The following is a 25,420-nucleotide window of genomic DNA, read 5'->3' on the forward strand; positions in this document are numbered from 1 at the left end:
ATTTTCTTCTTGCATTATTATGCGAGACGCTATATAATTCATATCAAATTTGGGAAAGAGATTCAATTCAATATATTTTTTGATACTTCTTCCCATTCCCCAGGAAGGCAGGAGAATCGTATGCTGAATTACATTATCAGGCGCGTGCTCATCGGTATATTGACCATGCTGTTTCTGATTACCGCCACCTTCTTCTTGATGCGCATTATCCCGGGTTCTCCTTTCATCAACGACGACGAATCCGTGGCCGCGCAGAAGCAGTACGAGCAGTTGGAGCGCAAACACGGTCTGGACAAGCCGCTGCTGGAGCAGTACGGCATCTACATGAAGGGCCTGATCCACGGAGATCTGGGCGAGTCCCTGATCCGCAAGGGCAAGACCGTTGTGGACATCATCGGCACCACCGCCCCGGTCACCATGCGGCTGGGCCTGACCGCCTTTGTCTTTTCCATGGTGGTGGGCATCGGCCTGGGCATTGCCGCAGCCCTGTCCAAGCGCAGGTGGATCAACAACTTCGTCATGCTGCTGTCCACCATCGGCGTCAGCGTCCCCAACTTCCTGCTGGCCGTGTTCCTGATGCTGGTGTTCTGCGTGGGGCTGGGCCTGTTCCCAACCATCGGCCTGAAGACGCCGCTGCACTACGTGCTGCCCACCATTGCCGTCTCCCTCCACCCCATCGCCATGATCTCCCGCCTGACCCGCACCAGCATGATGGAGGTCATGCGGCAGGACTACATGATCCTGGCCCGGTCCAAGGGCACACCCAAGTGGCAGGTCATCATCAAGCACGGCCTGCGCAACGCCCTGCTGCCGGTGGTGACCTACGCCGGCCCCCTGATCGCCAGCCTGCTGACCGGCAGCTTCGTGGTGGAGACCCTGTTCTCCATCCCCGGCATCGGCTCTGAATTTGTCAGCAGCGTTACCAACCGGGACTACACCCTGATTATGGGCCTGACCATCTTCATGGGCTTCCTGGTGATCGTTATGAACCTTCTCTCCGACCTGGTGGCCGCCGCGGTGGACCCCCGGATCAAACTGGACAAGTAAGCAGGTGACTGACATGAAGGAAATCATCAAGCAAGCCTCCGCCCCCCATCCGCTGCCGCCCGACGCCTTTGAGCCGCTGCCGGCCTCGGAAAAGAACGCCGAGTTCATCGCAATGGAGTCCAAGACCTTCCTGCAGGACGCCTGGCGCAACTTCCGGCGCAACAAGCTGGCCCTCATCAGCCTGTGCTTCATCATTCTCATGTGCCTGATGGCCATCTTCGTCCCCATCCTCTCCCCCTACACCTATGACGGCATGGACAGCAGTGCCCTCAACCAGCTGCCCACCCTCCAGCACTGGTTCGGCACCGACAAGTTCGGCCGGGATATCTTCGTGCGGGTCATGTTCGGCGCCCGGATCTCCCTGGCCGTAGGCTTTGCAGCCGCCGGCATCAACATGGTCATCGGCATCGTCTACGGCGGCATCGCCGGGTACATCGGCGGCAAGGCCGACCTGATCATGATGCGGGTGGTGGACATGCTCTACTCCATCCCCAACCTGCTGTACATCATCCTGATCATGCTCATCTTCGGCAGCAACATGTTCTCCGTACTGCTGGGCATCTGTATCTCCTCCTGGGTGGGCATGGCCCGTCTGGTCCGCACCCAGGTCATGTCCCTCAAGGAGCAGGAGTTCTCCCTGGCCGCCTTTGTCATGGGGGCCAGCAAGTCCAGAATCCTCTTCAAGCACCTGATCATCAACTCCATCGGCCCCATCATCGTGTCCCTGACCCTGATGGTCCCGTCGGCCATCTTCCAGGAGTCCTTCCTGGGCTTCGTGGGCATCGGCATCTCCGCCCCCATGTCCAGCTGGGGCACCCTGGCCAACGACGCCCGGCTGGTCATCAACAGCTATCCCCTTCAGATCGTATGGCCGGTGCTGTCCATCTGCCTGACCATGCTGGCCCTGAACTTCCTGGGCGACGGCCTGGGCGAGGCCCTGGACCCCAAGAAACGGTAGGTGATTGTCATGTCTGTTCTCAGCGTAGAGCACCTTTCAACCGAATTTTCCACCGAGCAGGGGACGGTACGCGCCGTCCGGGATGTGTCCTTTACCGTGGAAAAGGGCGAGATCCTGGGCATTGTGGGCGAGTCCGGCTCGGGTAAAAGCGTCACCATGTTCTCCATCATGGGCCTGCTGGCGGGCAACGGCACCGTCACCTCCGGCAAGGTCATGCTGGACGGCACCGACCTGTCCGTGTCCAGCTTCTCCTCCCCCAAGGAGTACGAGAAAAAGATGCAGGCCACCCGGGGCAATGACATGGCCATGATCTTCCAGGACCCCATGACCTTCCTCAACCCGGTGCTGAGGATCGAGACCCAGCTGGTGGAGCCCATCATGAATCACACCAAGCTCTCCCGGAAGGAGGCGGTGGCCCGGGCCATTGAGCTCATGCGCAAGGTGGGCATCCCCTCCCCAGAGAAGCGGATCAAGCAGTATCCCCACCAGTTCTCCGGCGGCATGCGCCAGCGCATCATCATCGCCATCGCCCTGGCCTGCAACCCCAAGCTCATCATCGCCGACGAGCCCACCACCGCCCTGGACGTGACCATCCAGGCCCAGGTGCTGGACCTGATCGCCGACCTGAAGGAGGAGTTCCACTCCTCTGTCATCCTCATCACCCACGACCTGGGCGTGGTGGCCCAGGTGTGCGACCGGGTCCTGATCATGTACGGCGGAAAGATCGTGGAGCAGGGGACCGCGGACGAGATCTTCTACTCCCCCAACCACCCCTACACCAAGGGCCTGCTCAACTGCGTCACCAACCCGGAGGCGGACGACAGCGTCCTCACCCCCATCCCCGGCTCTCCCCCCGACCTGCTCAAGCCCCCCGCCGGCTGCCCCTTCCTGGACCGGTGCGAGTACGCCATGAAGGTCTGCCGGGACTATATGCCGGATGCCACCGTATTCAGTCCCACCCACTCCAGCTGCTGCTGGCTCAATCAGAAAGAGGGGGCGAGCCAATGACCGAGCCTATTTTAAAGGTAGACCAGTGCTGCACCTGGTTCGACGTGACCAAGGGCCTGCTGGCCAAAAAGCAGATCGTCAAGGCGGTCAACGGCGTGTCCTTTGAGATCTACCCCGGGGAGTCCTTCGGTCTGGTGGGCGAGTCCGGCTGCGGAAAGAGCACCCTGGGCCGCACCATCGTCAAGATCTACTCCCCCGCCTCGGGACACATCTACTACAAGGGCACCGACATCACCACCCTGAAGGGCGCCCAGCTGCGGGACTACCGCAAGCACGTTCAGATGATCTTCCAGGACCCCTACGCCTCCCTGGACCCCCGCATGACCGTGGGCGAGATCATCCGGGAGCCCATGGACATCCACCATCTGTACACCCCCCATGAGCGCGAGGAGCGGGTGGTGGAGCTGCTCCGTACCGTGGGCCTCAAGCCGGACCACATCCGCCGCTACCCCCACGAGTTCTCCGGCGGCCAGCGCCAGCGCATCGGCATCGCCCGCACCCTGGCCCTCAACCCCGAGTTCATCGTCTGCGACGAGCCCATTTCCGCCCTGGACGTGTCCATCCAAGCCCAGGTCATCAACCTGCTGGAGGAGATACAGGAGCGGAGCGGCCTGTCCTACCTCTTCATCGCCCACGACCTGTCCATGGTCAAGCACATCTCCGACCGCATCGGCGTGATGTATCTGGGCCACATCGTGGAGACCGGCCCCAGCGACGAGCTCTACCGCAATCCCCTGCACCCCTATACCCAGGCCCTTCTGTCCGCCATCCCCATCCCCGACCCCCGCACCGCCCGGGCCCGGAAGCGTATCGTGCTGGAGGGTGAGATCCCCACCCCCATCAACCCCAAGCCCTGCTGTCCCTTCGCCACCCGCTGCCCCAGGGCCAGCCAGCGCTGCTTCCAGTCCCCGCCCCCCACTGTTCAGGTAGGCGGAAGACAGGTGAGCTGCTTCCTGTACGAGGAGAGCGGCTCCTCCGCTTCCTAAAAAACGCAAACGCAAAAGGAGAGAGAATTATGAAGAAGTTCACACGACTGCTGGCCTGCGCCCTCAGTCTGGCCCTGCTGGCCGGCTGCGCGCCGTCCACCCCCAGCGAGACCCAGACCGGTGAAACCGGCGAGAGCACCCACACCTTTACCTACGGTCTCTCCAGCGAGCCCGACTATCTGGACCCCGCCATCTGCATGAACTCCAACACCAGCGCCGTGCTGGCCCAGCTGTACTTCCCCCTGTTCCGCTACGACGAGAACGGCAACGTCCAGAACATGGCCTGCGAGAGCTACACCGTCAGCGACGACGGCCTGACCTACACCTTCAAGCTGGTGGAGGGCAACACCTGGAGCGACGGCCAGCCCGTCACCGCCGCCGACTACGAGTACGGCATGAAGCGCAGCATCGGCTACGGCCCTGACTCCACCTACGCCTACCTGCTGTACAGCACTGTGGCGGGCGGCGCCGAGGCCAACGCCAACATGCTGGACGTGGCCGACATGACCGACGTGGGCATCCACGCCCTGGACGACACCACCCTGGAGATCACCCTGGCCGCCCCCTGCCCCTACTTCACCGGCCTGCTGAGCAACGTGGTGGCCTACCCCCTCCGCAGCGACTTTGCCGTGGAGCATGAGAGCACCTGGGCCAACGACCCCGCCGTGCCCACCAACGGCGCCTTCAAGCTGGACGCCGTCCGGGACAAGGAAGAGGTGGTCATGACCAAGAACGAGTACTACGTCTACGCCGACCAGGTCCAGACCGACACCCTCATCGCCAAGATCATCACCGACCCCCAGGCTCAGCTCTCCGCCTTCCAGACCGGCGAGCTGGATCTGGCCCTGTACGTCCCCGTTGACGTGTCCGTCAACTACGCCGACGACCCCGCCCTCATCCACCTGGACCCCGTGGTGTCCAACACCTTCCTGTGGGTGAACTGCACCGGCGAGACCAACCCCGCCCTGGCCAATGCGGACGTCCGCCGCGCCCTGTCCATGGCCATTGACCGGGAGCAGCTGCTCACCCTGATCGGCTCCAACGACACCAAGTACCCCCTCTACGGCTACGTGCCCAAGGGCATGGCCGACGCCGACGGCGGCGACTTCCGTGAGAACGCCGACAACCAGGAGCGGTATGCCGACTACGACCTGGAGCAGGCCAAGGCCCTGATGGAGTCCGCCGGCTACAACGAGAACAACCGTATGCCCCTGACCATCAGCTACATCGGCACCAGCGGCAACACCGACATCTGCGTGGCCCTTCAGGCCATGTGGAAGGAGATCTACGTGGACGTGGAGCTGAGCGCCGCCGAGCAGAAGGCCTACGCCCAGGCCCGCAAGGCCGGTCAGTACGAGGTGGCCACCGGCTCCACCAGCGCCGACTACCTGGACCCCTACTACTATCTGGAGCGCTGGGTGTCCTACAACCAGTCCTACAAGCAGGTCAACGATCCCACCTACGACTCCATGATCGAGGAGGCCAACGCCCAGACCGATCCCGCCAAGCGTATGGAGATGCTCCACGCGGCTGAGAAGTACCTGGTGGAGGACAACGCCTACACCATCCCCCTGTACGGCTCGGGCGCGCTGGCGCTGATGAACCCGGATGTCTCCGGCCTCAAGCACGACCCCACCAACTCCGTCTACTTTGACGGGCTGACTTACTGATCAGTCTTGCGCCAAACGGCGCGCCAACTCCGGCGCGCCGTTTGGTTCCCCATTACGGGCTGAGGAAAGGAACCGATATGAATTGCTCATCTGAAACCCTCTCACTGATGGAGACGCTCACCCAGGCCATCGGAGTCTCCGGTCAGGAACGGCAGGTGTGCCGCCTGCTGGCAGACTACTACAAAGACGTGGCCGACCAGGTCGTCCGCGACTACAACGGCTCACTCTTTGCCGTCAAGCGCTCCAAAGCGCCCGATCCCTTCCGGGTGATGGTGGCCGCCCACAGCGACGAGGTGGGCCTGGTGGTCCGCCAGATCCGCCCCAACGGCCTGATCCGGGCCCACATCATCGGCGGGCTGTGGGATGACGTGCTCCCCGGCGCCCGGGTGCGCATGCGCACCGACCAGGGCCGGGAATTCCGGGGCTGCGTCTCCGCCCTGTCCACCAAGGTCCTCCGGGAGCGGATCGGCAACAGCCGGGTCCCCCTGGATCAGCTCTATCTGGACTTCGGCTTTCTCAGTGAGGAGGACGCCAGGAGCCAGGGCGTGCTGGAGGGCTGTCAGATCGTAGTGGACGGCCCCTTTGAGGTGCTCAACGGCGGCCGGCGGCTGCTCTCCAAAGCCTGGGACGACCGCTTCGGCTGTATTCTGGGCGTGGAGCTGCTGCGCAGCCTGCGGGACGTGGAACTGCCCTTTGACCTGTATGTGGGCGCCGACGTGCAGGAGGAGGTGGGCCTCCGGGGCGCCCGCACCGCCTCCAACCTGGTCAACCCCGACCTGGCCATCATCCTGGACTGCACCGCCGCCAACGACGTGGAGCGCTTCGAGCCCCCCTACGGCGGCATCGGCCAGGGCGTCATGGTCCGCTTCGCCGACGGCACCTATCTGCCCAACCGCACCATGTTTCTCGACTACCTGGACCTGCTCCGCAGCCGGAATATCCCCTATCAGTTCCACCAGTCCAAGGGCGGCACCGACGCCGGGTGTATCAACACCTCCGGCCTGGCCGTGCCCGCCCTCACCGCCTGCATCTGCGCCCGCAACGTCCACACCGGCAGCCTGATGATCGACGCCGGAGACTATCTCCACTGTCTGGAGGCGGTCACCGCCTTCGTCTCCCAGCTGGACCGGGAGAAGCTGGAGCGCTACCGCAACAACAACGCATAAGAAAGGAAGTCTTTGCTATGAGTCTGGCTACCAACCGGGACAAAATCGTCCGCCAGTCCGTCATGGGCCGGGTCCATCACCCCGTCCTCACCCCTCAGAAGGTCTACCGGGTGGGCAGCGACGGCGGCGCCCGCTTCACCCCCGCCCACGGCGCCATCACCTACGACATTGAGATCGGCGACAGCTGCATGGGCCTGGTGGGCGACCACATCGAGCCCGGCGTCAGCTCCAAGAACGCCGACGACATCGAGAACCGGGCCTACACCCACCTGTCCTGCATCGGCAACGTGGCGGAGGTGGTCACCGGCAAGGCCGCCGGCGACAAGGGCTTTGTCACCGGCACCCACGGCGGCATCGACCACGTGATGATCTGGTTCTCCCAGGAGACCCTGAACAAGATGGTCTGCGACGACAAGATCCTGGTCAAGGCCTACGGCCAGGGCCTGGCCCTGCTGGACTATCCCCAGGTCAAGCTGATGAGCGTGGACCCCGACCTCTTTGGCAAGCTGAACATCCAGGAGGAGGACGGCCATCTGGTGGTGCCCGTGTCCGCCGTGATCCCCGCCTACCTCATGGGCTCCGGCCTGGGCGCCATGGAGGTCTTCGGCAGCGACTACGACATCATGACCCGCGACCCCGCCTCCCGGGCCGAGTTCCACCTGGAGGACCTCCGCTTCGGCGACCTGGTGTTCATCCAGGACCACCAGTGCTTCCACGGCCCGGACTACCTGCGGGGCTCCGGCACGGTGGGCGTGATCATCCACGGCGATTCCCATCTGGCCGGCCACGGCCCCGGCGTCACCCCCATCATGACCTGCCGTGAGCCGGTGCTGGTGCCTAAGCTGGACCGGAACGCCAACATCGCCTTCTATCTGGGCACCAAACAGCCCGGGTAACCCATGGATACTGTCAAACTGGGAACCGGCAGCATCCGCAGCATCTTCTTCTCCCTGGCAGGCCCGTCCATCCTGGCCCAGATCGTGACCGTCATCTACAACATGGTGGACCGGATCTACATCGGCCAGCTCCCGGACAGCCGGAGCATGATGGCCGCCATCGGCATCACCGCCCCCATCTCCCTGATCGTCACCGCCTTCACCGCTCTGCTGGGCAACGGCGGCGCCCCCCTGTGCGCCATCTGCCTGGGCCGCGGCGAGACGGAAAAGGGCGAGCACATCATGTCCAACAGCTTCAGCGCCCTGATGGCTGTGGGCGCGGTGATCATGGCGGTGTGCCTGGCCTTCGGCCGGCCCCTGCTCTACGCCTTCGGCGCCCGGGATACCACCCTGGAGTACGCCCTCTCCTACCTGCGGATCTACATCTGCGGCACCTTCTTCGTCCAGATCTCCGTAGGCATGAACGCCTATATCAACACCCAGGGCTTTGCCAAAATGGGCATGCTCACCGTGGCCACCGGTGCGCTGCTCAACGTGGTGCTGGACCCCATTATGATCTACGGCCTGCATATGGACGTGGCGGGCGCCGCCCTGGCCACCGTCATCTCCCAGGGCGTGTCCGCCGTGATGGTCATGCGCTTTCTCCTGGTGGGCGGCAGCACCCTGCGGCTGCGCTGGTCCCTGATGAGGCCCGACTGGTCCATTCTGTGGCAGATCATGCTGCTGGGCGTGTCCCCCTTTATCATGAAGCTGACCGAAAGCCTGCTGTCCATCGCCTTCAACAACCAGCTCTACCGGTTCGGCGGGGACCTGGCTGTCAGCGTGATGACCATTATGAACAGCGTCTGGCAGATGGCCCAGCTGATGACCCACGGCTTTACCGACGGCGCCCAGCCCATCCTGGGCTACAACTACGGCGCCGGCAAGCTGGACCGGGTGCGCTCCGCCTTCCGTCTGGAGCTGCTCACCTGCTGGGGCTGGACGCTGCTGTGCGCCGTGGCCGTGCTGGCCTTCCCCTCCCTGTTCCTGCGGATGTTCACCGCCGACCCGGAGACCCTGGCCGCCGGCCCCACCATGCTGCGGGTCTACTTCTTCGGCATGATCTGCTACGGGGCCTTCAACGCCTGCCAGCAGGCCTACATCGCCCTGGGCAACGCCAAAAGCTCCCTGTTCTTCGCCGTGTTCCGCAAGGTCATCCTCCTGATCCCCCTGATCTATCTCTTCCCCGTGCTCTTTCAGGGCGATCAGGTGCTGGCGGTACTGGCCGCCGAGCCGGTGGCTGATATCGTCTCCACCGCCATCGGCGGCGCCTGCTTCTTCTCTTTCTACCGCAAAAAGCTCAGCGCGCCCCTGTCCAGCCCTGCGTGACCGCCATACAACACACAAAAACACCCCTGAACACTTGCGTGTTCAGGGGTGTTTTGCATCCACGGCTTTATTCACGTCTCGCTCTTCTGGCCGCTGCGCGCCTTCTCCTCCGCCAGGGCCAGGCTGTTGCCCAGAAAGACGATCAAAATCTCAATAAACACAAAGTTGATGGCCTGCTGGTCCAGAAAATACTCTGTGGTCACGGTCCGGGTGGAGGGGAGCACCACCTGGTAGGTGGCGTAGGGCGCCATCTGGCTGTCCCGGTGCATGGTGATCAGCACGGTGGTCACACCCTGCTGAAAGGAGGACTGAATGGCCTCCCGGATCACCGGCGTCTCGCCGCTGACCGAGAAGTAGATGTGCACGTCCCCCTTCCTGCCCGCGGCCGACAGGTCCCGCACCAGCACGTCCTCGGTGACCGCCTCGGCGTCAAAGTTCAGGGTGTGGAAGTGGTGGCGCAGCTGCTGGGCGCTGTATCCATTCCGGTTCATGCCGAAAATCTTCACCCGCCGGGCCCGGATGATCTGCTCGGTGATCTCGCCCAGCTGGCTGTCATTGATACACTCGGAGATCTTCCGTATGGTGGTCTCGTAGTAGGAGGCCACCAGTTGGACCCGGTTGGGGCTCTCGCTGTGGGTCACCAGGCCCGCATGGACAAACAGGGAGAAATCGTACCGGAACTCTGTGAACCCGGAATACCCCAGCTTCTGCGTAAACCGCAGCACCGCCGAACGGGACGCCTCACACAGCTGGGCCAGCTCGGCAATATTCACCCGGACCGTCTCCGACTGGTGGGTCAGGACATACTCGGATATTTTCCGCTCCGTGTTGGTCAGCCTGGAAGAATGGTACTCCAACCGCTCCAAAAAGTTCACTGTTTTGCTCCCCCATCCCCATTGACCGGACGGTCTCCGCCCGCCGCGCCGGTATTCTTTCCGGTGCGGAAGCGCCGCCCGGCAGCGTTTTTTTCGCTTCCGGAGATATTTTCAACGCGCTGTTCTATATTGGTTTTATTATACCAATTGCCGCCGCTGTTTGCAACTGAGGCTCTGCCCTGTTTTCCCGCCGCCCCGTCCGGGCAGGCAGGAGGGAACTGAAAGACGTCTGCATCCCAATACCCATTTTTAAAAACCGCCCCCGCGCCGTTGGGCGCGGGGGCGGTGGCGGGAATGGGAAAAAATTACTGCTTGCCGGTCTGAGCGGCGGTATTCTTGCGGCAGCGGCGGACGATGCACACCACGCCCACCAGGATCAGGGCGGCCACCACGCAGTCGAAGGCGATGAGCCAGGTCTGCCACAGAGGCAGGACGCTGACGATGCGGGTGTTCTCGTCCACGCCGTTCATGGCGGCGCTGTTGACGCCGGTGTAGAGGATGTTGTGGCAGGCCTCACGGACGGCGGTCATGACATGGGCGTTGTTCTTGTAGGGGCTGATGTTCTCGTTGGCGGCAGAGGTGGAGAGCATCATGTCGTTGCCCGCCAGCACGGCCTGGAGGGCGGACTGGTAGACGGGGGTGCCCACGTAGTCGGTGACGATGTGGCCGGTGAAGCCCCACTCGTCCCGGAGCACGTTGTTGTTCAGGGCGGAGCAGCCGGCGGCCCAGGTGGCGCCGATGCGGTTGTGGGAGGTCATGACCGCCTTGGCGCCGCCGGAGCGGACGGAGTTCTCAAAGGGGGTCAGGTAGATCTCGCGGATGGCCTGCTCGTTGGAGAAGGTGGCCACGCCCTTGCGGTTGGTCTCCTGGTCGTTGAGGGCGAAGTGCTTGATGTAGCAGAAGATGCCCTTGCTCTGGACGCCCTGAACCTCGGCGGCACCCATCTGGCCGGCCAGGAAGCCGTCCTCGGAGAAGTACTCGAAGTTGCGGCCGGTGTAGGGGGTGCGGTGGGTGTTCATGGCGGGGGCGTACCAGCCGGTGACGCCGCTGTGGAGGCCGTCCTCGCCGATGAGGACGCCCAGCTCATTGATGAGGGACACGTTCCAGGTGGCGGCCATGACCACCTCGGCGGGGTAGGCCATGCACTTGGTGCCGCCGCCCACCAGAGTGGCGGAGATGCCGGCAGGGCCGTCCTGGTCGGTGGTGCCCAGGTAGGAGATGGAGTTGACCTGGGTGGTGCGGTAGCCGCCCAGGCTCACCAGGGTGATCATCTCATCCGCGGTCATCTGGTCCAGCAGGTCGTCCCACATGGGGTCGTCGTGGTCCTTGCCGATGAGCATGGCGGCGGTGAGGCCGTTGTCCGCGCCCATGGTGGGCATGGTGTAGCCCTCCTCGCTGGTGTCGGGACCGGCGGCCAGATCGGCCTTCAGCTCCTCGGTGGCGGTGAGCTCCAGGGTCTGGGGGAAGGTGCCCTCCCAGTCGCTGCGGGTCAGGTAGGTGATGTCGGGGTAGTAGTGCTGGATGTCGGCGCTGTCAAACTGGTTGGTGATGGCCACGCCGGTGTCGCTGACGGAGTAGGTGGTGGTGTCCAGGGTGCTCTGGGTCCACTTGGCGGCCTTGTCGGCGTCGCCGTTGGCGGTCATGCCGTCGGCAGTGGTGTAGCCCTTGGCGGCCAGGATGTTGTTCAGGGCCTCGTGGGCGTTGTCGCCCTCGGCGAAGTAGTAGTCGCCGGTGTCCAGGATATAGGTCTTGGCGCCGTCGGCGTCGTAGGTGCGCAGCTCCTCCTTGTCCACCTCAACGGTGACGGTCTCGGTCTCGCCGGGGGCCAGCTCGCCGGTCTTGGCAAAGCCGCACAGCTCCACGGAGGCCTTCTCAATGCCGTTGGCCTTGTCGTAGTCGGTGTAGGGGGACTGGAAGTAGATCTGGACCACGTCCTTGCCGGCCACAGAGCCGGTGTTGGTCACATCCACGGTGACGGTAAAGGTGTCGCCGTTGGGGGTGAAGGTGAAGTTGCTGTGCTCAAAGGTGGTGTAGCTCATGCCGTAGCCGAAGGGGAACTGGACGGTGGAGGCGTAGTCGTAGTCGCCGGCGTTGCCGGTGCCCATGACGGCGTCCTCATACCGGGTCTCGTAGTACCGGTAGCCCACGTAGATGCCCTCCTGGTACACCACGTAGTTCTTGCCGGTGTACTGGGTCATGACGCCGAAGTAGCTCTCGGACAGGTTGTCCAGCTCGGAGCCGTTGGTGTACTCCAGGCCGCCGAAGTTCTGCATGGCGGGGGAGCTTAGGGAGTCGTAGGCGTAGGTGTCCACCAGGTGGCCGGAGGGGTTGATGTCGCCCTTGACGGCGGCGGCCACGGCGCTCAGGCCGTTCTGGCCGGCGGCGCCCATCCAGATGCAGGCGTCAATGCCGTACTCGGCCTGGTCCAGGAAGCCCAGCTCCATGGCGTTGCAGGAGTTGATGAGCACCACGATCTTGCCGAATCCGGCGCCGGCCACCATCTCCAGCATCTCCTTCTCCTGGGTGGTCAGCTCCAGATAGGTGCCGCCGCCCTCGCTCTCGTCCAGCTGGCGGGACAGATCGTCGCCCTCACCGCCGGAGCGGGCGATGACCACGATGGCCGCGTCGCTGTACTGGGCGAAGGAGTCCTTCACCTCCTGGGTATACTCGCTGACGGGGCACTCGTTGATGGCGAAGTTGTTCTGGCTGGCAAAAATGCTGGGGTTGGAGCGGGAGTAGGTCTCGTGGTTGCCCTTGTAGAAGTCCCACAGGGTGCCGTTGACCTCATAGCCCACGTCCTCAAAGACGGTCTTCAGATCCTTGGCGGTGGAGGTGTCCACGCTGCCGGAGCCGGTGCCGCCGTAGATCAGGTCCACGGAGGACTCGGAGAAGAGGCTGACCTTCATCCCCTCGCCCAGGGGCAGGGCGTCATCCTCGTTCTTCAGCAGTACCAGGCCCTCGCCCTCCACGGTCTCGCACATCTCCAGGCCGGCCTGGTACAGGTCCTCGTCGGAGGCATAGTCGCTCTCGTAGTAGATGGCGGAGTCGTTGCCGTTTTCCACCTTGCTGGTGGTGTGGCCGAAGTAGGTGGTGATGATGGTGGCGTAGTTGAGGGCCACGGCGTTGGCGATGATCAGCGCCACAAGGACAATGGCCAGCACAGCGCCCCACAGTCCGGCAAAGAGCTTGTTGCTCCACTTCTTTCGCTTTTGCATTGTATTCCATTCCTCCTTGAAGGGAAACACAGGGGCGGGGCGCGCTTTCCTCGCTCCTCATGTTTTTTCACTTTGTGCCCGGACACAGCTGATATTGCACAGTATATCAGCTCTTTTCAGAACGTCCAGAGGTCCGGCCCCAACTGTCGCTTTTTCTGCCCCAACTGCAAAAAGCCCCCTCCCGGCAGGGGGAGGGGGCGCAGGTTCAGGGCAGGGGGATGGACACCCGGAGGACGAAGAGGCCGTCCTCGGCGTGGAGGGTCATGCAGCCGCCGTACTTCTCGGCGGTGGAGCGGATGCTGGGGATGCCGAAGCCGTGATACCCGTCCCTGGCCTTGGTGGTGGCGGGCAGGCCGTCCTCAAAGGTCAGGGCGTGGTCAAAGTAGTTCTCGAACTGGAGGAGGAGCAGCCCCCGGCCCGTCCACACCGACACGGCGATGAGCCGCTGCTCCGGGTCGGGCAGGCCGCTGACCGCCTCGATGGCGTTGTCGATGGCGTTGCCCAGCATGGCGTACACGTCCACCGGGTCCATAAAGCCCAGCTTGCTGCCGTCGGCCACACAGGTCATGTTGATCTGGTGGGCCTCACAGTACAGCTTCTTCTCGGTGAGCACGGTGTCCAGCACCTCGCTGCCCGTCTTGACCGTGCAGTCGTAGATCTGGATGGAGTCCTCCAGCTCCTTCAGGTAGCCGCTCCGGGCTCCGTCGGCCTCCGGACGGGCCAGGGCGGCGATCTGGTGCTTGAGGTCGTGGCACTTCCGGTTGATGAGGGCGATGTTCTCCTTGGTGATGTGGTACTGGGCCTTCTGCTGGTGCCAGAGCCGTTCCTTCAGGTCCATTTCCCGCTGGAGACGGGACTGCCGCTGGAGCAGCACCTGGAGCCACAGGGCCGCAAAGCAGCAGAGCATGGCGTAGAGAAAGCAGATATACAGGTCCTCGGCCGCCGTGCCCGCCACGATGCGTGAGGTGACATAGTTGCTCAGCAGGATAGTGCAGGTGAGGATGAGCAGCAGGGAGAACAGGGACTGCCTGGCGCCGGCGTTGTACCGCCCTTTCTCGGGCAGCCGCCGGGCGATCAGGAAGAAGAACGCCAGGTACACCGCCAGGAAGGTGGCCAGCTTGGCGGGATAGTACCACCGGGCCAGTCCGCCCACCGTGCGGTTGAGCCAGGTGTGGCAGCAGAAGGCGAAGTGCTGGGTGGCATAGCCGCACACAGCGCAGTACAGGGCGTCCCAGAAGGACAGGTCGCAGCAGCCCCACACCAGCACGGCAGCGGCGGCGAACTCCAGCAGATAGCGCAGCAGGGAGCGGGGGATCAGCCCGGCAAAGGCCAGCATCAGCAGGATGCCCGCCGCCAGGCGGAGGGAAAAGCCGGGCCGCTTGTTGAGCGGAAGCATGTACAGCACGCAGGCCAGCGACAGCTCCAGAGCGAAGCCCAGGTAGTTTACCGCCCAGTCCCACAGCGCGGAGAGCGCGATCATATGCCCCCACCTCCCAGATAGTCGGTCAGGGCCTGGAGAAACTCCTTTTTCCTGGGGCGGCTGATGAGCAGCTGTTCCCCGCCCACGTCCACCGTGTTCTGCCGCACCTCCCGGACGTGGCGCAGGTTGACCAGGTAGCACTTGTTGCAGCGGACAAAGTGCCGTCCCTCCAGCTGGACCTCCATATCCCGCAGGGTGCCGGGCACGGACAGCACGCCGTCCCCGGTGTGGAGGTAGAGCTTGTGGGACACCACCTCCACATACCGGATCTCGTCGGCATTCATCCGCCGCAGGCCCCCCGCCATGTGGATCACCACGTCCGCTCCCTCCCGGCGGCGGATCATGGCCAGGGCCTTCTTCATCTTGAAGGCAAAGGCCGCGTAGCTCACCGGCTTGAGTACGTAGTCCAGGGCGTCCACCTGATACCCCTTGATGGCGTACTGGGCCATATTGGTGATGAAGATGATGACCACCTCCGGGTCGGCGGCGCGGATCTTCTCCGCCGCCGACATGCCGTCCAGGTTGGGCATCTCGATGTCCAGCAGCAGCAGGTCGTACACCGGGCGGTAGCCTTCGGTCAGGGCCAGCCCGTCGGAAAAGGCGGTCACCTCTGCCTCCAGGCCGTTTTCCCTCCGGTACCGCTCCAGATACTCCTCCAGCGTGGCCCGGTAGGCGGGGTCGTCCTCCGCGATGGCGATGCGTACCATGATATCCCTCCCGCTCTGCCCCGCTCACAGGGAACAGAACCAATTTTTTGGAGATATCTTACCATACCCGGTATCTTTTTTCCACCATTCTCTTCTCGGTCCGCTTTCCCAGCCCGCCGCCTTTGGGCCCCAGAGGCGGCGGGCCCCAGGGGCTTGAAGCTGTTTGGGACCGTGACAGTCTGGACTGGAAGGACCTGCCCGCTTCGGAGATCGTCCAGCGGGTCACCAGCAAGGTACAGCCCGGGTCCATCGTGCTCTTCCACAACGCCGCCCTCCACACCCCCGAGGCCCTGCCCACCATTCTGGAGACCCTGCTCCAGGAGGGCTACACCTTTGTGCCCATCTCCCAGCTCATCCTCCCCGGCACCTGCGGCACGGACTACACCATCGACCACACAGGCAGGCAGTGTCCCGCCTGAGCCCCGCCGGAACACGCGGCTCTGCCGGAGGCGGACAGAATTACGACGCGGGGCGGCCCAATGGACCGCCCCGCGTCGTGCTCTCCCAATCATACAGGACTGGATGTCATATTTATTTGTCCGGCAGCGCCGGGCGTCAATTCCGGACAGCCGGAACCGGATCGCGCTCCTTCTGCCCCAGTTCCTTCCGGAACACGGACTCCAGCACCTTGGAGCAGAGGAACGCCGTACCGGACGCCCCCAGCATCACCCAAAACAGCACCAGCCAGCCCCGCAGAGGGGCGGCGTAGGCGGCCAGCAGCACCTGTGCGGCCACGATGGCCACCATAAGCAGGGATGCGGGCAGGTGGCGCAGGGCCAGGGTCTGGGCCGCCGCAATGGTCCCCCGCACCGAGTTGATAAACCGGGCCTGGAGGGGGAACAGGTAGAGCAGGCCCAACAGCAGGATGAGGAACAGTCCGGCCTCCACGATGGCCAGCCCCTTGAGAACAGGGACCGCCCCGTGGCTCATGGCATAGGCGCCCGCCAGCAGCCAGCCGCCCACCAGGGCGTACAGCACCCACAGCAGGGTGGCGCGCTTGAAGTTGCCGGCAAAGGCCTGAAAAAAGCTCCTGATGTTGTGGCTGTCCTCGTCCCGGGCCATGCGCAGGGTGACCGTGTACAGGGCCGTGGTGGACGCGCCGATGGTGACGATGGGCAGGCTCAGCAGCAGCCAGAGCCAGTTGAGGACCACCAGGTCGAACACCCGGCTCATGGTGCTGAAAAACGGCCCGTCATACCGGAAAAATCCTTTCATATCCGCAGGGTTCCTTTCTCCCGTGTGCCGGAGTCAGCCCTTCACCGCGCCCATGGCCACGCCCTTGGTGATGTGCTTGTTCAGGCAGATGTAGATGATGATGGCGGGCAGGGCGGACAAGGTCATGACCGCGAACTGGATGGCGTAGTCGGAGGAATACTGTCCGGTAAACTCCAGGATGGCAAAGGGCAGGGTCTTCCAGGTGGGGCTGCTGAGGAAGGTCATGGCCATGATGAACTCGTTCCAGTTGTTCAGGTAGGTCATGATGGCCACCGTGGCGATGGACGCCTTCATCATGGGCAGCACGATCACCAGCAGGGTGCGGTAGATGCCGCAGCCGTCCATGATGGCCGCCTCCTCCAGTTCTCTGGGCACCGAGTCCATGTAGCTGGAGGTGAGGAAGAAGCCCTGGGGCAGGGAGAAGGCCACATAGGGGATGAGCAGGGCAAACAGCGTGTCCAGGATGCCCACCCGGTCAAAGATCATGTAGTTGGGCAGCAGCGTGGCGTGGATGGGGATCATCAGGCCCATCATGAGCAGGATGGACGTGGGCCCCCGCAGCTTCCAGTGCATGCGGGTGCAGGCGAAGGAGGCCATGATGGCGATGATGATGACCAGAATGACCGCCAGGGCGTTGGCCAGGATGCTGTTGAAGAGATAGTGGAGGAAGTTGCTCTCGGTGAGGGCGGTGACGTAGTTGCCCCACTGGAACTCCTCCGGCCAGACCAGGATGCCGCTGGTAAAGAGCTGGTCGCTCTTGCACAGAGAGAAGTCCACCAGCCAGATCAGGGGGAAGAGCTGGATGACCGCCAGGAGGATCAGCGCTATGGCGCCGATGACGCGACTAATGCTCCAGCGCTGCTTTCGCATGGCGCTTCCCCCCCTTCTTCTCGTCCCGCTCGGCAAAGGCCCGGTTGAGCAGCACTGTGGCCGCCAGGCAGATGACAATGAATACAACGCTGATGGCGTTGCCATAGCCGTACTTGTAGGAGTTGAAGGCCTGCTTGTAGAGATAGGTGGCCATGAACTGGGTCTCATTGCCCGGGCCGCCGTTGGTCAGCAGGTAGACCGTCTCCATCTGCTTGAGGGCGCTGATGATGGCCAGCGTCACGTTGTACTTGATGACCGGCTTCATCAGCGGCAGGGTGATGTAGAAGAACGTGTTCTTGCCGCTGGCGCCGTCAATGGCGGCCGCCTCATAGACCACCGGGTCGATGTTCTTGATGCCCGTGTAGTAGATCAGCATGCCCCAGCCGAAGCCGTGCCAGATCAGCACCACCAGCACCGCCCAGATGGCGGAGCCGGAGCCCAGGGCGTTGAACTTGCCCTGGTAGCCGAAAAACTCCAGAATCTTCTGCAGCAGGCCGAAGTTGGGGTTGTAGATGAACTTCCACAGGTAGGCGATGACCGCCACGGAAATCACGTTGGGGATAAAATAGATGCAGCGCAGGATGCCCTCGCTCCGCCGCTGGAGTTTGTCCAGCTTCAGGGCCACGAAAATGGCAATGGGGTGCTGGATGCACACAAATCCCACCGCCAGCAGGAGGGAGTTGAGCAGGGCACGCCAGAACACCGGGTCCTGGAAGAGGTCAACGTAGTTCTTCAGCCCGATAAACACCGCCTCGCCCAATCCGGAGTACTCTGTCAGGCTGTAGTAAATACTCAGCAGGATAGGCGCCAGGATGGCCACGAAGAATGTCAGCAGCCCTGGCAGCACCAAGCTGAATATCACGAGCTTATTGCTGTACAGCTTATGCATCTCTCTCACCTTCTCGTTTTTCTTCGCAGGCGGTAAGCGGCTTCCCACCCGCACCACTATCATACCAAGAAGGCCTTTGGACGAATACAGCCCGGTTTATCCAAAGTGTTGAGAAATTTAACCTCCCCCTGCCGGGGGCAAAAAACTACATGGGCTCCGCGTCGGGCGGCTCCCGCGGGGCCTTGATGCGCAGGGTGACCCGGGTACCCTTCCCCAGTTCGCTCTGGATCTCCAGGCCGTACCCCTCCCCGTAGTACATGCGGATGCGCTTGTCCACATTGGCCACGCCGATGTGGGGCCGCCCCCGGTAGCCGGTGTCCTGGGTGTTCCGGAGAATCCGCTGGAGGGTCTCGGGGGACATGCCCACGCCGTCGTCCTCCACCCGGATGAGCACGTCCCGGGTGCCGTCCATCTCCGCCCAGATCCGCACCGTGCCGCTGTCCAGCTTCTCCTCGATGCCGTGGACGATGGCATTCTCCACAATGGGCTGGATGAGCAGCTTGGGGATGTCGATGTTGTAAAACGAGGGGTCGATGTCGATGACCGCGGTCAGCTTGTCGCTGTACCGGTAGTTCTGGATCTTGAGATAGTACTCCAGGGCGTTGAGCTCGTGCTCCAGGGTGGTGAAATCCCCCCGGGACAGGGAGTGGCGCAGCAGACAGCCCAGGGCGTAGGCCATCTCGCCCACGTCGTCCACCCCCTTGGCCCGGGACATCCAGTTGATGGTGTCCAGGGTGTTGTACAGGAAGTGGGGGTTGATCTGCATCTGTAAGGTCTTGAGTTCCGCGTCCTGCCGGAGGATCTGCTGCTCGTACACCCGGTCGCACAGGTTGTTCATGTCCTCCACCATGCGGTTGAAGGTGTCGCTGAGGATGCCGATCTCATCGGAGGAGTTCACCGTGCTCCTGACGTTAAAATCGCCGTTGCCGAAATCGGTCATGGCGCAGGCCAGCTCGTTGATGGGCCTGGTCAGGTGCTTGGCCATCATGGACACGAGGGCCGCGGCGATCACCGCCATGATGATGGCGGAGAGAAAGATGATGACCCCGATCCTGGCCACGCCGGACATATAGTAGGACGCGGGAATGGTCATGACCAGCCGCCAGCGGTTGGTCATCCAGTCGCTGGCGTACACCGTATCCCCGTTGTCCAGCTCGGTGTAGGTGTCCCCGCCGCCGTCCAGCACCTCCCAGAACGCCTCGTCGATGGTGCTGCCCAGATTCTCCCCGTTGTAGGAGGAGATGATGGTGTTGTCCCCGTCAATGATGTACACCTCTCCCGCGGCGGGGAGGGTCATCTCACTGTAAAAGGAGCGGATGTAGGACTCCGCAATGTTCACCGTCACGATCCCGATGGTGGACAGGTCGGACAGGGAGTTGATGGCCCTGGCACAGGAGAGCATGGTCCCCTCCGGGTTGGAGATGAACCACTTCACCTTTCCGTCCAGCTGGTAGAGCTCCTCCTCATGGGCCTCCAGCATCTCCTGGAAGGGCTGGCGGTTCTTGCTGTAGGAGTAGACCTCCCCGCTGGTGGACTGGATGCACAGGGACTGCACCTCCAGCCGCAGCAGCGCGTAGCTGCTCAGGTAGTCCTGGATGCTCTGGGTGAGCTGATACTGTTCGTAGTAGGTCAGATCGTCCCGCGCGCTGCTGTCCAGCGCCGCCTGGATGGTGGCGTTGCCGATGATGCTCAGGGTCACATCCTCGATCTCCCGGATGGAGCTGTCGATGTTCACGCTGCACGCCTCTGCCGCGCTGCGCATGTAGGTCCGGGTCTTCTCCACCATGGCCTGCCTGGTGTAGCAGTACATCTCAATGGCGATGGCGAACATGAACACCAGCAGCAGAATAATAAAGGACAGCGTGATTTTCAGGCGGAAGCTGTGGTGGAGCCGTCTCTCCGCCTTGCCCGCCCTGTCAGTCAGGCTCTTTTCCAAGGATCGCAGCCACCGGGTTCTGCCCGAGGGCGCGCTTTTGCCGTCTGTACTCATTTGGCGTTACCCCATACAATTTTTTGAATACCTGTCCCCAGTACCGCTCATCGCTCATGCCGATCCGCTCGCGGATCTCCCCGTTCTTCAGGGTGGTGGTCTTGAGCAGCTGGGCCGCCCGGTACATGCGGATCTGGGTGAGGATCTCCGTAAAGGTGTACTCGGAGTGGTTCTTGATGTACCGGCTCAGGTACACCGCGTTGAAGTGAAAGTGCTCCGCCAGGGCGGCCAGGGGCAGGGGCTCCTGGTAGTGCTGGGAGATGTACTCCACGATCCGCACGATGTCCTGCTCCCCCGGCTCCTCCTCCGCCTGGTCCACCAGCTGGCTGGCCGCCACCAGCACCGACATGTTCTTCAGGTCCTGGGTCATGGTCTGGCTGGCCCGCTCCCTCTCCCGCTGACGGAGCACCTGGTCCCGGGCCCGCTCCACGCACTTCAGGATCTCGCTGGGGCTGGACGGCTTGAGCAGGTAGTCGTAGGCCTGCATGGCCAGGGCCCGGCGGGCGTACTCAAACTCCCCGTAGCCGCTGAGGAAGATGACCCGGGCCTGGGGGTTGCGCTGCAGCACCGCCTCGCCCACCTCCATGCCCGACATACCGGGCATCCGGATGTCCATGAGGAAAATATCCACCTTGTTCTCCTCCGCAAGGCGCAGCGTCTCAATGCCGTTGCGGGCCGTACCCAGCAGGGTGATCCCGTGCTCCGCCCAGGGCAAAGAGGCCAGGCCGTTCCGAATGGCCGGCTCATCGTCAGAGATCAGCAGTGTTACCAGTTCTTCCGCCACAGTGTCCGTCCTCCCTTTTCTCTGTCTACGACCCGCTTCTGATCTGTTCCGCCAGGATCTCCGCCTGCTGGTCGGCGGGGTCCCCGTTGAGGATGGCCAGGGCAGCCCGGTTGAAGGCCTCCCCCTTCTCGTGGCCGAATCCCCGGTCCGCCCAGAGGATCTGTCCCGTCACCTGCTGGTACAGGCCCTGCACTTGTTTTTCCGCGCCGCTTTGCTCAGCGGACGGCGCTCTTTCTGTCCTCAAACTGCCAGTCGGCCAGCCCGGCCCTGTGCAGCAGCACGGTGCCCCACAGGAAGGTGCCCTGGGACACGATGTTCACGCACTGGGCCATCCAGTGCATGCTGGAGCTGTCGTCAAAGGTGGCGCTCAGGTAGCCCATGCCCAGCATGAACCAGAAAGAGACCACGTACATGACCGCCGCCAGCCGCTGCCTCATCTTCAGGGACAGGGCGAACAGGGACCACTGGGCCCCGGCGCAGCCCACGGTCTTCATGATGACAAAGGGGATGGAGCTGGTGTACACCGGCACGGCGGCCACGCTCATGACCGCCGTCCTGCCCCTGTTCCAGCGGGTGAACATGCCCACCAGGGACAGGAACACCAGCAGGAACCCGGGGCCCTGCATGGGGAAGAAGCTGTTCTCCAGCAAAGGGTAGTCGCAGACGGCCAGGGCGTAGAGGATCTTCCAGCCCGCCTTGAACAGTCCGCCGATGAGCACCATGACGGAGCCGGTGGCCAGCAGGGCGTAGGCCCCCTTCACCATCTTGTTGTACAGATCCCGCTGGAGGAGCACCGCGGCGGCAAAGAACAGCACCACGGGGATAAAGTCCACGATCGCCATGGGGACGGTAATTCCGTTCATACTGATTCCCTTCTTCCTGTGGATGGGCGGCTCAGGCCACGATGAACTTCACGTTTTCCAGGTGGTACAGGGGGATAAAGGGCAGCAGGATGGGGGTGTGCTCCACATAGGCCCGGTACTCCGGGTCGGCGCCGTAGTTCTTGTTCTGCCGCAGCTCCAGCCGCTTGGCGCCGCTGAACATGACGTACACGATAAGGATATAGCCGATGACGGCGATGATCCACTGGATCGCGCCCTGAAGGGCGCCGATGCCCGACAGGAGCACGCCGGTCCAAAACAGCACCTCGCCCAGGTAGTTGGGGCAGCGCACCAGCCGGTAGAGCCCGGCGTCGCAGAAGCGGCGGGGATTTTTGGCCTTGGCGGCCGACTTCTGCTTGTCGGCCACGCTCTCCAGCACCAGGGCCAGGGCCATGATCACCGCGCCCACAGGGGCCATCACGCCGCCCTGGTCGCCGTTGGCCGCCCGGTAGAACACCGGGGAGACCTGCATGACGTACATAATGGCCACACACACCCAGATGGCCGCCTTGACGAACACCGGGATGGGCTTGTCCCCGCCGGTGGCCTCCTTCAGGGTCTTGCGGTAGGTGGCGCTCTTGATCTCCCGCCACAGCAGGAAGCCCCCCAGGCGCACGCCGTACACCATCAGCAGGGCGCACAGCAGGATGCTCCACACCGTCAGGGACCCGCCGTACATCACCAGGATGGCCACGCCCGCGCCGCACACGGCAAAGCCGTACCCCACCGAGAGGAAGTACACGAACTTGTAGAACCCCACTGCGCTCAGCAGGGCGCACACCGCCAGCACCACCCAGATGGTGGCCGGGAAGGCCAGCTTCAGCATTTCAGAAAGCTCCATTGCACGTCCCTCCGTTACTTGGCGTAGCAGCTCTTAATATAGGCCTTGAAGCTCTTCTTGCCGTATGTATCCTTGCCCACCAGCTCGTGGGTCAGGGTCCACTTGGAGAAGCGGATGATGGCCTCCTTGCCGTTCTTCTTCCGCTTGTTCACCCAGGCCAGCACGTCGAACAGGAACACCGGCGCCCGCTTGATGACCGCCGGCTTGCCCGCCGCGGCAAAGAACATGCGGGCGATCTCCTCATAGGAGTAGGTCTCGTTTCCGCCCACGTCGTAGGCCTTGTTGTGGTCCAGCATGTGCAGCAGGATGAAGTCGGCAAAATCCGCGGTGTCGATCACGTTGGCGTGGGCGTCCTGCTTGCCCAGCAGGGTCACCTCGCCCTTCTCGATCATGGGCATGAACACCTTGGCGATGTCGTAGAAGTAGCCGGTGGGCCGGTGGATCACATAGGGGATGCCGCTCTTCTTCAGCTCCTCCTCGAACATGGCCTTGGCGTGGAGCATGGGCACCTTGGGGTCGCTGTCGGCCTGGATGACCGAGATGTAGGTGAAGCCCTTCACCCCCGCCTTCTGGGCCTCGTGCAGCAGGTTCAGGTTGCCCTGGTAGTCGATGTCGTAGTTGGTGATGGTGGCGGAGGCCCCGGTGAGGCCCACGGTGGTGATGACGATGTCCGCCCCGTCGCACAGGCCCTTCATGGTCTCGGGCTTGGTCACGTCGATGGACCGGGCGGTGTACCCCCCGGAGAGGCCCTCCACGTCCTTGACCTTCAGGTCGGCGGCCACCACCTCATAGCCCCCGCGGACCAGGGCCCGCAGAATATCGGTGCCCAGGTTTCCGAATGCGCCGGCAAGTACTACTTTCATCTGTTCTTCTCCTTTGCACGCTTGTCGTTGATGATGTCCATGTGCTCGGCGGTGATGAGGGTCACGTTGTGCTCCCTGGCCCAGGCCACGCAGCCCTTGAGGGCGGTGGGCAGGAAGATGCGGGGCACCTTCACCAGCTTGGCGCAGGCCTCGTCGGTGAACTTGATCTTGTCGTCGATGCGGTCGGCAGCGTACTTTACCGACTCCACGGTGGTCTGGCGCACGGGCAGCAGCTCGGGGATGGGACGGCGGAACTTGGTGTACCAGAAGTTCTTGGAGTCCCGGTAGCCGTAGTCCACCGGCACACGGGGGAAGCCGCTGGCGGTGACGCCGTTGACAATGGCGTTGTACTGCTTCTCCTTCATGAGGATCTTGTCCACCTTCAGGATGAAGTGGGCGCCGAACTCGGAGGTGATGCCGTTGAAGTCGTGGTAGGGCCCGGGGTATCCGTTGAGCAGGCCGGGCTGGTCGTCCTGGGCATTGTCCAGGGTGTCCACCCAGGTGCACTCAAACACCTGGAAGCACTCGGCGATGACCTGGGGGTACTGCCCCTCCGGGTCGGCCTCCTTGCGCAGGCCGTCCTCCAGGGTGAAGATGCAGTTCTTCATCTTCTCCTCCGGCGTGTCCCCGGGGAAGCCCATCCGTACCGCCTCCTTGAACAGCTTCCGGCTGTCCGGGATGAAGTTGATGGTGCACTTCTTGTGCTTGAGGATGTTCTGGGCCGTGTTGGAGGAGTTGCGGCAGCACAGCAGCATGGCGTAGAACTCCTTGCCCGCGATGTAGTAGGGCTGGCAGAGCGAGTAGGGGCCGAAGGTGGTCTTGCCGTCGTCTGTCAGGGTGCCGATCATCACGGTCGGCATGGGGAAAAACGCGGAGGTCTGGTAAAAATTGTCCACAATGCGGAGATCCTTAAAACTGCTCATGATTCCTCGCTCCCTTTTCTCTGATTCCTGTTCTTACCGCAGCCGGCCGGCCAGGATGCGGATCTCCTCCTGGCCGATGTCCGGCTGTAACGCCGCCGCCAACACGGTCTCCGCCAGCACCGGGGCCAGCGCCGTGTCCTCCATGTCCAGCCGCTCCATCATGCCCAGAATCCGCTGGGCGATCTGCTCCCGCAGCATATGGTGCCGGCTGTTGATGGCCCCGGAGGAGCCGCTGGTCTGAGAGAACTGGTCCCAGACCGCCGCGTACAGGGACCCGAAGTCCTTGATGGCCTGCTGGATGCCCACAAGGCCGTCTGCCGCCGTGGCCGCCCCGGCACAGGCCTGGTCCATCCGGGAGAGCACCTCCACCCAGTCCTCCATCATCACAGAGGCCACCAGGGTGTCCTTGTCCTTGAAGTAGTTGTAGATGGTCCCCACCGCGATGGAGCACTCCTGGGCCACGCTGCGCAGCGTCAGGCCGCTGTACCCCTCGGCAAACAGCTTCCGCCGGGCCGTGATGAGGATCCGGGTCCGGGCTTCGTCGATGATCTTTGGCATAGGCGCCTCCTGTTTTTTATGAACACGTTCACAATCAAAGTATACTGTATTGTTATTCTTTTATCAATCTCAAATCATACCAAATTTCGCCATATTATTTATACGTTTTTTACAATTATTAGCTTGCTATTTTTGTGCGTTTTGACAGTCAAAAGTGGAAAAATCTCTCTTTCCGGCCCAGTAACCCCTATCTTTTTGGCCTGTAGACAGATTTTATCCGGATGAAGCGC

The 25,420-nt window shown here is 62.8% G+C and carries 24 protein-coding genes; 9 read left to right on the top strand and 15 right to left on the bottom strand.

The genetic code is table 11. The features are described from left to right. The first annotated feature begins 120 nt into the window (after positions 1-120). The 8 genes from WMO64_RS06570 (at position 121) to WMO64_RS06605 (ending at position 9,099) form a co-directional block, all read left to right on the top strand. A complete protein-coding gene (locus WMO64_RS06570; RefSeq protein ID WP_294518053.1) occupies positions 121-1,047 on the top strand; it encodes an ABC transporter permease in 927 nt (308 codons plus the stop codon). Positions 1,048-1,060: 13 nt separating this feature from the next. After that, the gene (locus WMO64_RS06575; protein ID WP_294518055.1) at positions 1,061-2,005 is read left to right on the top strand and encodes an ABC transporter permease; all 945 of its coding nucleotides are present in this window, start codon (positions 1,061-1,063) and stop codon (positions 2,003-2,005) included. Positions 2,006-2,014: 9 nt separating this feature from the next. Further along, complete coding sequence (locus WMO64_RS06580; protein WP_349231445.1) at positions 2,015-3,013, top strand: ABC transporter ATP-binding protein; 999 nt, start codon at positions 2,015-2,017, stop codon at positions 3,011-3,013. Then, a complete protein-coding gene (locus WMO64_RS06585; protein WP_294518059.1) occupies positions 3,010-3,999 on the top strand; it encodes an ABC transporter ATP-binding protein in 990 nt (329 codons plus the stop codon). Before WMO64_RS06580 ends, WMO64_RS06585 begins: the two co-directional genes overlap by 4 nt. 29 nt (positions 4,000-4,028) lie before the next feature. Then, positions 4,029-5,669 carry a peptide ABC transporter substrate-binding protein gene (locus WMO64_RS06590; RefSeq protein ID WP_349231446.1) on the top strand — a complete coding sequence of 547 codons (1,641 nt, stop codon included), beginning with the start codon at positions 4,029-4,031 and terminating at the stop codon, positions 5,667-5,669. Positions 5,670-5,746: 77 nt separating this feature from the next. Next, complete coding sequence (locus tag WMO64_RS06595; protein WP_294518064.1) at positions 5,747-6,835, top strand: M42 family metallopeptidase; 1,089 nt, start codon at positions 5,747-5,749, stop codon at positions 6,833-6,835. 17 nt (positions 6,836-6,852) lie between these two features. Further along, a complete protein-coding gene (locus WMO64_RS06600; protein ID WP_349231447.1) occupies positions 6,853-7,731 on the top strand; it encodes a DUF4438 domain-containing protein in 879 nt (292 codons plus the stop codon). A 3-nt stretch (positions 7,732-7,734) separates the two neighbouring features. Beyond that, entirely contained in the window at positions 7,735-9,099 is a 1,365-nt protein-coding gene (locus WMO64_RS06605) for an MATE family efflux transporter (protein ID WP_294518068.1), read from the top strand. A 71-nt stretch (positions 9,100-9,170) separates the two neighbouring features. Here the strand turns inward: WMO64_RS06605 and WMO64_RS06610 are convergent, their stop codons facing one another. The 4 genes from WMO64_RS06610 to WMO64_RS06625 form a co-directional block, all read right to left on the bottom strand. Further along, on the bottom strand, positions 9,171-9,974 hold the full coding sequence (locus WMO64_RS06610) for a MurR/RpiR family transcriptional regulator (RefSeq protein ID WP_294518070.1): 804 nt from the start codon (positions 9,972-9,974) through the stop codon (positions 9,171-9,173). Positions 9,975-10,279: 305 nt separating this feature from the next. Continuing rightward, on the bottom strand, positions 10,280-13,189 hold the full coding sequence (locus tag WMO64_RS06615) for a glycoside hydrolase family 3 N-terminal domain-containing protein (protein ID WP_349231448.1): 2,910 nt from the start codon (positions 13,187-13,189) through the stop codon (positions 10,280-10,282). A 205-nt stretch (positions 13,190-13,394) separates the two neighbouring features. Next, entirely contained in the window at positions 13,395-14,669 is a 1,275-nt protein-coding gene (locus WMO64_RS06620; protein ID WP_294518073.1) for an ATP-binding protein, read from the bottom strand. After that, positions 14,666-15,376 carry a LytR/AlgR family response regulator transcription factor gene (locus tag WMO64_RS06625; RefSeq protein WP_294518075.1) on the bottom strand — a complete coding sequence of 237 codons (711 nt, stop codon included), beginning with the start codon at positions 15,374-15,376 and terminating at the stop codon, positions 14,666-14,668. The genes WMO64_RS06620 and WMO64_RS06625 overlap by 4 nt, the downstream gene beginning before the upstream one ends. A 47-nt stretch (positions 15,377-15,423) precedes the next feature. Here WMO64_RS06625 and WMO64_RS06630 point away from each other — a divergent pair, with 47 nt between their 5' ends. Further along, positions 15,424-15,795 carry a polysaccharide deacetylase family protein gene (locus WMO64_RS06630; RefSeq protein WP_349231449.1) on the top strand — a complete coding sequence of 124 codons (372 nt, stop codon included), beginning with the start codon at positions 15,424-15,426 and terminating at the stop codon, positions 15,793-15,795. Between the two features lie 136 nt (positions 15,796-15,931). Here the strand turns inward: WMO64_RS06630 and WMO64_RS06635 are convergent, their stop codons facing one another. From WMO64_RS06635 to WMO64_RS06685, 11 genes are all read right to left on the bottom strand, one after another. Then, entirely contained in the window at positions 15,932-16,591 is a 660-nt protein-coding gene (locus WMO64_RS06635; RefSeq protein WP_294518079.1) for a DUF624 domain-containing protein, read from the bottom strand. 33 nt (positions 16,592-16,624) lie between these two features. Further along, the gene (locus WMO64_RS06640) at positions 16,625-17,461 is read right to left on the bottom strand and encodes a carbohydrate ABC transporter permease (protein ID WP_349231450.1); all 837 of its coding nucleotides are present in this window, start codon (positions 17,459-17,461) and stop codon (positions 16,625-16,627) included. Continuing rightward, entirely contained in the window at positions 17,436-18,350 is a 915-nt protein-coding gene (locus WMO64_RS06645) for a carbohydrate ABC transporter permease (protein WP_294518084.1), read from the bottom strand. Before WMO64_RS06645 ends, WMO64_RS06640 begins: the two co-directional genes overlap by 26 nt. A 145-nt stretch (positions 18,351-18,495) precedes the next feature. Continuing rightward, positions 18,496-20,286, bottom strand: a complete 1,791-nt coding sequence (locus WMO64_RS06650) for a sensor histidine kinase (RefSeq protein ID WP_349231451.1) — start codon at positions 20,284-20,286, stop codon at positions 18,496-18,498. After that, positions 20,267-21,124, bottom strand: a complete 858-nt coding sequence (locus tag WMO64_RS06655; protein WP_349231452.1) for a response regulator transcription factor — start codon at positions 21,122-21,124, stop codon at positions 20,267-20,269. The genes WMO64_RS06650 and WMO64_RS06655 overlap by 20 nt, the downstream gene beginning before the upstream one ends. Before the next feature lie 25 nt (positions 21,125-21,149). After that, positions 21,150-21,317: a hypothetical protein gene (locus tag WMO64_RS06660; protein ID WP_349231453.1), complete on the bottom strand. Its 168-nt coding sequence runs from the start codon at positions 21,315-21,317 to the stop codon at positions 21,150-21,152. A gap of 22 nt (positions 21,318-21,339) precedes the next feature. After that, positions 21,340-21,987: a hypothetical protein gene (locus tag WMO64_RS06665; RefSeq protein WP_349231454.1), complete on the bottom strand. Its 648-nt coding sequence runs from the start codon at positions 21,985-21,987 to the stop codon at positions 21,340-21,342. A 31-nt stretch (positions 21,988-22,018) separates the two neighbouring features. Next, positions 22,019-22,846 carry a DUF1295 domain-containing protein gene (locus tag WMO64_RS06670; protein WP_349231455.1) on the bottom strand — a complete coding sequence of 276 codons (828 nt, stop codon included), beginning with the start codon at positions 22,844-22,846 and terminating at the stop codon, positions 22,019-22,021. Between the two features lie 14 nt (positions 22,847-22,860). Then, positions 22,861-23,709 (bottom strand): SDR family oxidoreductase, encoded by an 849-nt coding sequence (locus WMO64_RS06675; protein ID WP_349231456.1) that lies wholly within the window; start codon positions 23,707-23,709, stop codon positions 22,861-22,863. Continuing rightward, positions 23,706-24,632, bottom strand: a complete 927-nt coding sequence (locus tag WMO64_RS06680; RefSeq protein WP_349231457.1) for a hypothetical protein — start codon at positions 24,630-24,632, stop codon at positions 23,706-23,708. The genes WMO64_RS06675 and WMO64_RS06680 overlap by 4 nt, the downstream gene beginning before the upstream one ends. 33 nt (positions 24,633-24,665) lie before the next feature. Then, on the bottom strand, positions 24,666-25,190 hold the full coding sequence (locus tag WMO64_RS06685) for a TetR/AcrR family transcriptional regulator (protein ID WP_349231458.1): 525 nt from the start codon (positions 25,188-25,190) through the stop codon (positions 24,666-24,668). Between the last annotated feature and the right edge of the window lie 230 nt (positions 25,191-25,420).

Source organism: Pseudoflavonifractor intestinihominis, assembly GCF_040096055.1.
GTDB classification, from domain to species: Bacteria; Bacillota; Clostridia; order Oscillospirales; family Oscillospiraceae; genus Pseudoflavonifractor; species Pseudoflavonifractor intestinihominis.

Excerpts from the sequence above, each read along its gene's own strand:
- WMO64_RS06670 (WP_349231455.1), bottom strand. The coding sequence starts at position 22,846 with ATGGAGCTTTCTGAAATGCTGAAGCTGGCCTTCCCGGCCACCATCTGG.
- WMO64_RS06675 (WP_349231456.1), bottom strand. The coding sequence starts at position 23,709 with ATGAAAGTAGTACTTGCCGGCGCATTCGGAAACCTGGGCACCGATATT.
- WMO64_RS06620 (WP_294518073.1), bottom strand. The coding sequence starts at position 14,669 with ATGATCGCGCTCTCCGCGCTGTGGGACTGGGCGGTAAACTACCTGGGC.
- WMO64_RS06665 (WP_349231454.1), bottom strand. The coding sequence starts at position 21,987 with ATGAACGGAATTACCGTCCCCATGGCGATCGTGGACTTTATCCCCGTG.
- WMO64_RS06575 (WP_294518055.1), top strand. The coding sequence starts at position 1,061 with ATGAAGGAAATCATCAAGCAAGCCTCCGCCCCCCATCCGCTGCCGCCC.
- WMO64_RS06570 (WP_294518053.1), top strand. The coding sequence starts at position 121 with ATGCTGAATTACATTATCAGGCGCGTGCTCATCGGTATATTGACCATG.
- WMO64_RS06685 (WP_349231458.1), bottom strand. The coding sequence starts at position 25,190 with ATGCCAAAGATCATCGACGAAGCCCGGACCCGGATCCTCATCACGGCC.
- WMO64_RS06680 (WP_349231457.1), bottom strand. The coding sequence starts at position 24,632 with ATGAGCAGTTTTAAGGATCTCCGCATTGTGGACAATTTTTACCAGACC.
- WMO64_RS06625 (WP_294518075.1), bottom strand. The coding sequence starts at position 15,376 with ATGGTACGCATCGCCATCGCGGAGGACGACCCCGCCTACCGGGCCACG.
- WMO64_RS06640 (WP_349231450.1), bottom strand. The coding sequence starts at position 17,461 with ATGCGAAAGCAGCGCTGGAGCATTAGTCGCGTCATCGGCGCCATAGCG.
- WMO64_RS06580 (WP_349231445.1), top strand. The coding sequence starts at position 2,015 with ATGTCTGTTCTCAGCGTAGAGCACCTTTCAACCGAATTTTCCACCGAG.
- WMO64_RS06585 (WP_294518059.1), top strand. The coding sequence starts at position 3,010 with ATGACCGAGCCTATTTTAAAGGTAGACCAGTGCTGCACCTGGTTCGAC.
- WMO64_RS06600 (WP_349231447.1), top strand. The coding sequence starts at position 6,853 with ATGAGTCTGGCTACCAACCGGGACAAAATCGTCCGCCAGTCCGTCATG.
- WMO64_RS06635 (WP_294518079.1), bottom strand. The coding sequence starts at position 16,591 with ATGAAAGGATTTTTCCGGTATGACGGGCCGTTTTTCAGCACCATGAGC.
- WMO64_RS06645 (WP_294518084.1), bottom strand. The coding sequence starts at position 18,350 with ATGCATAAGCTGTACAGCAATAAGCTCGTGATATTCAGCTTGGTGCTG.
- WMO64_RS06615 (WP_349231448.1), bottom strand. The coding sequence starts at position 13,189 with ATGCAAAAGCGAAAGAAGTGGAGCAACAAGCTCTTTGCCGGACTGTGG.
- WMO64_RS06605 (WP_294518068.1), top strand. The coding sequence starts at position 7,735 with ATGGATACTGTCAAACTGGGAACCGGCAGCATCCGCAGCATCTTCTTC.
- WMO64_RS06595 (WP_294518064.1), top strand. The coding sequence starts at position 5,747 with ATGAATTGCTCATCTGAAACCCTCTCACTGATGGAGACGCTCACCCAG.
- WMO64_RS06590 (WP_349231446.1), top strand. The coding sequence starts at position 4,029 with ATGAAGAAGTTCACACGACTGCTGGCCTGCGCCCTCAGTCTGGCCCTG.